Annotated in this window: 5 protein-coding genes; 2 read left to right on the top strand and 3 right to left on the bottom strand. The window is 60.6% G+C overall.

The features are described 5' to 3' along the window. Window positions 1-100: 100 nt before the first annotated feature. From AC6EI8_RS22260 to AC6EI8_RS22250, 3 genes are read right to left on the bottom strand one after another with little or no spacing between them, the layout of a single operon-like run. On the bottom strand, window positions 101-1,336 hold the full coding sequence (locus AC6EI8_RS22260; protein ID WP_170265907.1) for an MFS transporter: 1,236 nt from the start codon (window positions 1,334-1,336) through the stop codon (window positions 101-103). After that, window positions 1,333-2,976, bottom strand: coding sequence for a phosphoethanolamine--lipid A transferase MCR-5.1 (locus AC6EI8_RS22255; protein WP_053821788.1), 1,644 nt, complete (start codon window positions 2,974-2,976; stop codon window positions 1,333-1,335). The genes AC6EI8_RS22260 and AC6EI8_RS22255 overlap by 4 nt, the downstream gene beginning before the upstream one ends. 18 nt (window positions 2,977-2,994) lie before the next feature. Continuing rightward, window positions 2,995-3,537, bottom strand: coding sequence for a Chromate resistance protein ChrB (locus tag AC6EI8_RS22250; protein WP_053821787.1), 543 nt, complete (start codon window positions 3,535-3,537; stop codon window positions 2,995-2,997). Between the two features lie 239 nt (window positions 3,538-3,776). On the opposite strand from AC6EI8_RS22250, the gene AC6EI8_RS22245 reads away from it, so the two are divergent. After that, window positions 3,777-4,337, top strand: a complete 561-nt coding sequence (locus tag AC6EI8_RS22245; protein ID WP_053821786.1) for a recombinase family protein — start codon at window positions 3,777-3,779, stop codon at window positions 4,335-4,337. Window positions 4,338-4,339: 2 nt separating this feature from the next. Then, the gene (locus AC6EI8_RS22240; protein WP_053821785.1) at window positions 4,340-7,306 is read left to right on the top strand and encodes a Tn3 family transposase; all 2,967 of its coding nucleotides are present in this window, start codon (window positions 4,340-4,342) and stop codon (window positions 7,304-7,306) included. The last annotated feature ends 34 nt before the right edge of the window (window positions 7,307-7,340 follow it).

The following is a 7,340-nucleotide window of genomic DNA, read 5'->3' as shown; positions in this document are numbered from 1 at the left end:
GGGGTCGTCTCAGAAAACGGAAAAAATCGTACGCTAAGCACCGCAAAGAAACTCGTGATGGACAGGCACGCTACGGTCGCGGGTCGTGCCTGCCCATTGCTCAGTTGCCCTTGACGCGCAACAGTGTCAGCGTACCGGCAGCCATCAACACGGCCGCCAGCCCGAAACCGACCACAGGCGAGACCGCCGTCCACACCACGCCGACCGAGGCGCTGGAAATGAACTTGGCAGCGCCATTGACGGTGCCCAGCGCGCCATAGCTCATCGCCAGCGTGTCCGGCTGCACCATCTCGGCCGTCACGGTGGACTCCAGCGCTTCCTGGACCGCCACGTACAGACCGGCAATGAAGAACACCCCGGCCAGCAGCGGCACGCTGGCTATGCCCAGCCAGAATGCGAGCGCCGTCAGCACCGCCGTCAGTGTGCCCAGCACATAACCGGCAATCAGCACCGGCAAGTGGCCGACACGATCCGCCAGCACGCCCACTGGGTAGGAAACAGCGACCTGCACGAGGTTGCGCCACACATAGAGAAGGCCAGCCACCTGTGCCGCCTGGATAACGCCCAGCGAGGGGGTCAGCAAGGTCGTGGCCGCCAGGATCAACAGGCTGTGCGAGAAATCACCGATGCCAAAGATGCCGACCGCGCCGAGATAGCGTTTGAACCGGGCGGGCAGGCCACGCAGCGAGCTGAAGAACTTCAGGGCCGGGTTGGGCGAATGCTCCGGGTCTTTGACCAGCGTGAGAAACGCCAGCACGGCTAAGACACCCGGAATCACCGACAGCCATAATACGAGCCGGAAGGGTCCAGCCGCGTCGCTCCAATGAATGCCTTGCGCCCAACCCAGCAGCGCGACGCCCAGCAAGGGGCCGATCACCGCACCCACGGTGTCGGCAGCCCGGTGAAAGCCGAAGGCGCGGCCACGCGTTTCCGGCGACACGGCCTGGATAACGATGGCATCACGCAGCGGGCCGCGCAGCCCTTTGCCGAACCAGGACACGATGCGCCCCAGCAGCAGGAGGGGCCAGCCAGCCGCCAGCGCGATCAGCACCTGCCCCAACGGGGTCAGTCCGTAGCCGACCATCACAAAGAGCTTGCGGTGTCCCAGCTTGTCGGCGATGTAGCCAGACACCATCTTGGTGAATGCGGCGATGGCGTCGGCAATGCCTTCGATGAGGCCAAGCACGGCGGCGGGAATGCCGAGTACGGCCAGAAAGCCAGGCAGGATGACCGTGGTGGTTTCGTAGCAGAAATCCCCCAATGAGCTCGTGATCCCCGCACCTGCGACGGTGCGGTTGAGCCAGCGTTTCGGCGGATCATCCGTTGACGTCGTCATTGTGGTTGTCCTTTTCTGCATGTTGCCAGAAGGTCCAACTCTGGCGTGTAGGCAGCGGTTTTCACGTCGAACATCCCGAGCAAGGTGTGAAACAGGTGATCGTGACTTACCGGTGCCCGAGAGGCATGAGTTTGCATACAGGCTTGGTCGGCATAAACCTGACTCGACTGCCACCAGATCATCGGCACCTTGATCTGCTCATCCGGCGCGATGACGTAAGGTATGCCATGGAGATACAGGCCTTTCTCGCCGAGCGATTCCCCATGATCGGAAACGTACAGCAGCGCCGTGTCGTGTGAGCGGATGCCGGACAGCAGGTCAATGGTACGGGCAAGCACATGATCGGTGTAAAGCACGGCGTTGTCGTAGGTGTTCACCAAGGCTTCATGCGAACAGCTGGCCAGATCGGTGGTGTCGCAGGTTGGCGACCAGCGTCGGTAGCTTGCGGGATAGCGCTGGAAATACGCTGGGCCGTGATTGCCCAGCATATGCAGAACGATCAGCATATCGCTGCGGCTTGTTGTTATCTTCTCGGCCAACCCTTCGAGCAGAATTTCATCCAGGCAGCGCTCGCCATGGCACAGTGTGGGATGGCCTGCCGAAGACAGGTTTTCAAAGGGCAGTCCATCACAGACGCCTTTACAGCCCGACTGGTTATCGCGCCAGAGAATGTTGACGTCACTACGGTTTAAAACGTGCAGCACGGACTCGCGCCGACGAATCTGGCGTTCGTCGTAGTCGCGCCGACCATTGAGGGAAAACATGCAGGGAAGGGATGTAGCCGTATCCGTCCCGCAACTGGTGACATCGGAAAAATTGATCACGTCGCGTGCGGCCAACTCAGGGGTGGTTTGTCGTTCATAGCCGCTCAACCCCCAATTAGCCGCCCTGACGGTTTCCCCGACAACCAGTACGAGAGCACGAGGACGGCGGCCTTGTTCTTGAGGCCCTCGATGCGCATCGGCTGCAACGACTTCCCTTGCTTCGTCTGCTGACGATGACGCCTGTTCAGTCAAAACCCGAATGCCCGAGATGACGTAGTTTGCAGGAGTGATCAAATAGCGAAGCGGCTTGTTTTCACGAAGCGTGGGTATCAGCACATCCATGACTGGCCACAGACCCATGGAAATCATGGCGAGAGCGCCAGCCAGACAAGCGCTGCGCATCATTACCGCTTGTTTCCAGCCCGTTCGTAAAACCCTGACTCTCGCAATCCACCACACGGATACGGCTGCAACCAACAAGTAGGGCAGCATTCTCCATTGCAACAGCTCACTGGCTTCCCTGACGTCCGTCTCCATCAGATTCCGCAGCATGGCCTTGTCGAGATAAACCCCGTAGTTGCGCATGAAATAAACGGCGGCGGGCGTCATGACAGCAAGCAGAATCAGTAGTGGCTTGACACTCCAGCGCGTGGCCACCAGAAGGAGCAACAACCATTGCAGCCCGGTGATCAGCAACCCAGTGCAAAGGAGCATTAGCCATGTTCCAGAAGTTAGGGAGTCGCGTCCAGCAAGAAGGGCATTCCAAAACACGCCATTGCACAGCAGGGTGAACACAAGGCTGATGAACAGAGTCAAAAATTCAGTGCGCACTTGCGGGCGCATTTTCAAGAAAGTGATAAATGCAGACAACCGCATGAAATATGTCCTCTTCTTTCAACGGTTTTCATCGTGAGCGTCGAACACCCGTTGCGCGTAGGCGTCCAGCAAGGCTTCGCAGCCTTTGAGCCGTTCGGCTGCCTCTGCGGCCAGCGTGGCACCGTAGAAGTCGAGCTTGGCGATTTTTTCCAGCCAGGACTGGAGCTTCTTCAGATCGACATCGTTTTCTTCCAACTCGGCGTAGGTGAAGTGCTGAACTTCGGTTTCGTGGGCGATCTCGGCCTCGAAGTCGGCGCACTTGCCAAGGAGTTCTTTGTATTCCTCGTCGCGGTCTGCCTTGAAGCGGGCAATGACTTTGTCTTCCTGAGCACGATCAAGCGCAACCGTTTCCAGCAGGACGGAATCGCCCGCCATTTCGTTGATCTCGTTCTCGATGATCTTGAGTCGCCGGGTGTGATCGTCGGTCTTGGGCAGCAAGCAGACGCCGTTTTGTAGATAGACAGCGCCCATGCCTTTGAGCTTGCGCCACAGCGCGATGCGCTTCTTGGCCGGTTCGGGTGGCACCTTGTAGGTGAGCAATAACCAGTTTTGTGCGTTCATTCAAACATCTTCATGCATTAGATGTGAACAACTATAACGTAACGGCCGTTTCATTTCAATAGAAACATAAAGCAAAGCACCCTACGCGCTGGCCAATGCCGTCCGGTTGAGGCATACCCTAACTTGGCGTCAACCCATCCAAGCCATAAGCGTCAGAATAGAGTCGCCTTGCCAATTGTTTGACATAAGCCGGCAAAGGTCATAGAGTTATTCCTGACACATCCAATCAGGAAAACACCTTGCACGGTCAACGCATCGGTTACATCCGCGTCAGCAGCTTCGATCAGAACCCGGAACGGCAGCTTGAACACGTCCAGGTGGACAAGGTGTTCACCGACAAGGCGTCAGGCAAGGACACCCAACGTCCCGAGCTGGACCGTCTGCTCGCCTTCGTGCGTGAGGGCGACACCGTAGTGGTGCACAGCATGGATCGTCTTGCACGCAACCTGGACGATCTGCGCCGCTTGGTGCAGGGCCTCACCCAGCGCGGCGTGCGCATCGCGTTCGCGAAGGAACACTTGACCTTCACCGGGGAAGACTCGCCGATGGCAAACCTTATGCTGTCAGTGATGGGTGCATTCGCCGAGTTCGAACGCGCCTTGATCCGTGAGCGTCAGCGTGAAGGCATCGCGCTCGCCAAGAAACGCGGAGCGTACCGAGGCCGCAAAAAGGCGCTTTCGCCGGATAGGGTGGCCGAGTTGCGGCAGCGTGCAGCCGCTGGCGAGAAAAAGGCCCACCTCGCCCGCGAGTTCGGCATCAGCCGCGAGACCTTGTACCAATACTTAAGAACGGACGACTGACCATGCCCCGCCGCTCCATCCTGTCCGTCGCTGAGCGGGCCAGCCTGTTGGCCTTACCCGATACCGAAGATGAGTTGATCCGGCTCTACACCTTCAGCGAGGCCGACCTGTCGTTGATTCGCCAGCGGCGCGGCGACGCGAACCGGCTCGGTGTAGGGGTGCAGTTGTGCTTGCTGCGCTTTCCTGGTCAGGGACTGCTTCCCGATGCCACAGTGCCTGTGTCCTTGCTGCAATGGATCGGACGGCAACTGCGCACTGATCCCGCATGCTGGCCGCTGTACGCCGAGCGCGATGAAACCCGGCGCGAACACCTGCTCGAACTGCGGGCATACCTGGGCATGGTGCCGTTCGGTTTGGCCCATTACCGCCAGGCCGTCAAAGCAACGACCGAGCTGGCCTTGCAGACGGATAAGGGCATCGTGTTGGCTGCCAGCGTCCTTGACGCGCTGCGCCACCGGCACATCATCTTGCCGACGCTGGATGTCGTCGAGCGCGTCTGCGCCGAGGCCATCACCCGCGCCAACCGGCGCATCTATGAAGCCCTGTCCGAGCTGCTGTCGAGCGGGCACCGGCATCGCCTCGACGATCTGCTGAAACGTCGTGACAACGGCAAGACGACTTGGCTGGCCTGGCTGCGCCAGTCGCCTGTCAAACCGAACTCCCGTCACATGCTCGAACACATTGAGCGGCTCAAGGCGTGGCAGGCGCTCGACCTGCCTTCCGGCATCGAGCGGTCAGTACACCAGAACCGCCTGCTCAAGATCGCCCGCGAGGGTGGCCAGATGACGCCCGCCGACCTGGCCAAGTTCGAGCCGCAGCGTCGTTACGCGACCCTGGTGGCGCTCGCCATCGAGGGCATGGCCACCGTCACCGACGAGATCATTGACCTGCACGACCGCATCCTGGGCAAGCTGTTCAACGCCGCCAAGAACAAGCATCAGCAGCAGTTCCAAGCGTCCGGCAAGGCGATCAATGCCAAGGTGCGATTGTTCGGCCGCATCGGTCAGGCGCTGATCGAGGCCAAGCAAGCTGGCCGCGATCCGTTCGCCGCCATCGAGGCCGTCATGTCCTGGGACGCCTTCGCCGAGAGCGTCACCGAAGCTCAGAAGCTCGCGCAGCCCGAGGACTTCGATTTCCTGCACCGCATCGGCGAGAGCTACGCCACGTTGCGCCGCTACGCGCCAGAATTCCTTGCCGTGCTCAAGCTGCGGGCCGCGCCCGCCGCCAAGGACGTGCTCGATGCCATCGACGTGCTGCGCGGCATGAACAGCGATAACGCTCGCAAGGTGCCCGCTGATGCGCCGACCGGCTTCATCAAGCCGCGCTGGCAGAAGTTGGTGATGGCCGACGCCAGTATCGACCGGCGCTACTACGAGCTGTGCGCACTGTCAGAACTCAAGAACTCGCTGCGCTCGGGCGACATCTGGGTACAGGGGTCGCGCCAGTTCAAGGACTTCGAGGACTACCTAGTGCCGCCCGCGAAGTTCGCCAGCCTCAAGCTGGCCAGCGAATTGCCGCTGGCCGTGGCTACCGATTGCGACCAGTACCTGAATGAGCGGCTGACGTTACTGGAAACACAGCTTGCCACGGTCAACCGCATGGCGGCAGCCAACGACCTGCCGGATGCCATCATCACCGAGTCGGGCCTGAAGATCACGCCGCTGGATGCGGCAGTGCCCGACACCGCGCAGGCACTGATTGACCAGACAGCGATGATCCTGCCGCACGTCAAGATCACCGAACTGCTGCTTGAAGTCGATGAATGGACGGGCTTCACCCGGCACTTCACGCACCTGAAATCCGGCGACTTGGCCAAGGACAAGAATCTGCTGTTGACCACCATCCTTGCCGATGCAATCAACCTTGGCCTGACCAAGATGGCCGAGTCCTGTCCCGGCACGACCTACGCCAAGCTGGCGTGGCTGCAAGCCTGGCATACCCGCGACGAAACCTACTCGACGGCGCTGGCTGAACTGGTCAACGCCCAATTACGGCATCCCTTCGCTGGGCATTGGGGTGACGGCACTACATCATCATCGGACGGCCAGAACTTCCGAACCGGGAGCAAGGCCGAGAGCACCGGGCATATCAACCCGAAGTACGGCAGCAGCCCTGGGCGGACTTTCTACACCCACATCTCCGACCAGTACGCGCCGTTTCACACCAAGGTGGTCAACGTCGGCGTGCGCGACTCGACCTATGTGCTCGACGGCCTGCTGTACCACGAATCCGACCTGCGTATCGAGGAACACTACACCGATACGGCGGGCTTCACCGATCACGTCTTCGCCCTGATGCACCTCTTGGGCTTCCGCTTCGCGCCGCGCATCCGCGACCTGGGCGACACCAAGCTCTACATTCCGAAGGGCGAAGCCGCCTATGACGCGCTGAAGCCGATGATCGGCGGCACGCTCAACATCAAGCACGTCCGCGCCCATTGGGAAGAAATCCTGCGGCTGGCTACCTCGATCAAGCAGGGCACGGTGACGGCCTCGCTGATGTTGCGCAAGCTCGGCAGCTATCCGCGCCAGAACGGCTTGGCCGTCGCCTTGCGCGAGCTGGGACGCATCGAGCGCACGCTGTTCATTCTGGACTGGCTACAAAGCGTGGAACTGCGTCGCCGCGTGCATGCCGGGTTGAACAAGGGCGAAGCCCGCAACGCGCTGGCCCGTGCCGTGTTCTTCAACCGCCTGGGCGAAATCCGCGACCGCAGTTTCGAGCAGCAGCGCTACCGGGCCAGCGGCCTCAACCTAGTAACGGCGGCCATCGTATTGTGGAACACGGTCTATCTGGAGCGGGCGGCGAACGCCCTGCGCGGCCACGGTCAAGCCGTCGATGACGGCCTGTTGCAGTACCTGTCGCCACTCGGCTGGGAACACATCAACCTGACCGGCGATTACCTCTGGCGTAGCAGCGCCAAGATCGGCGCGGGGAAGTTCAGGCCGCTACGTCCGCTCTCCGGGTCTTAGCGTACGATTTTTTCCGTTTTCTGAGACGACCCCA

This window comes from Cupriavidus sp. R6-3, assembly GCF_059772245.1.
This window is presented reverse-complemented; position numbering and strand designations above follow the sequence as displayed.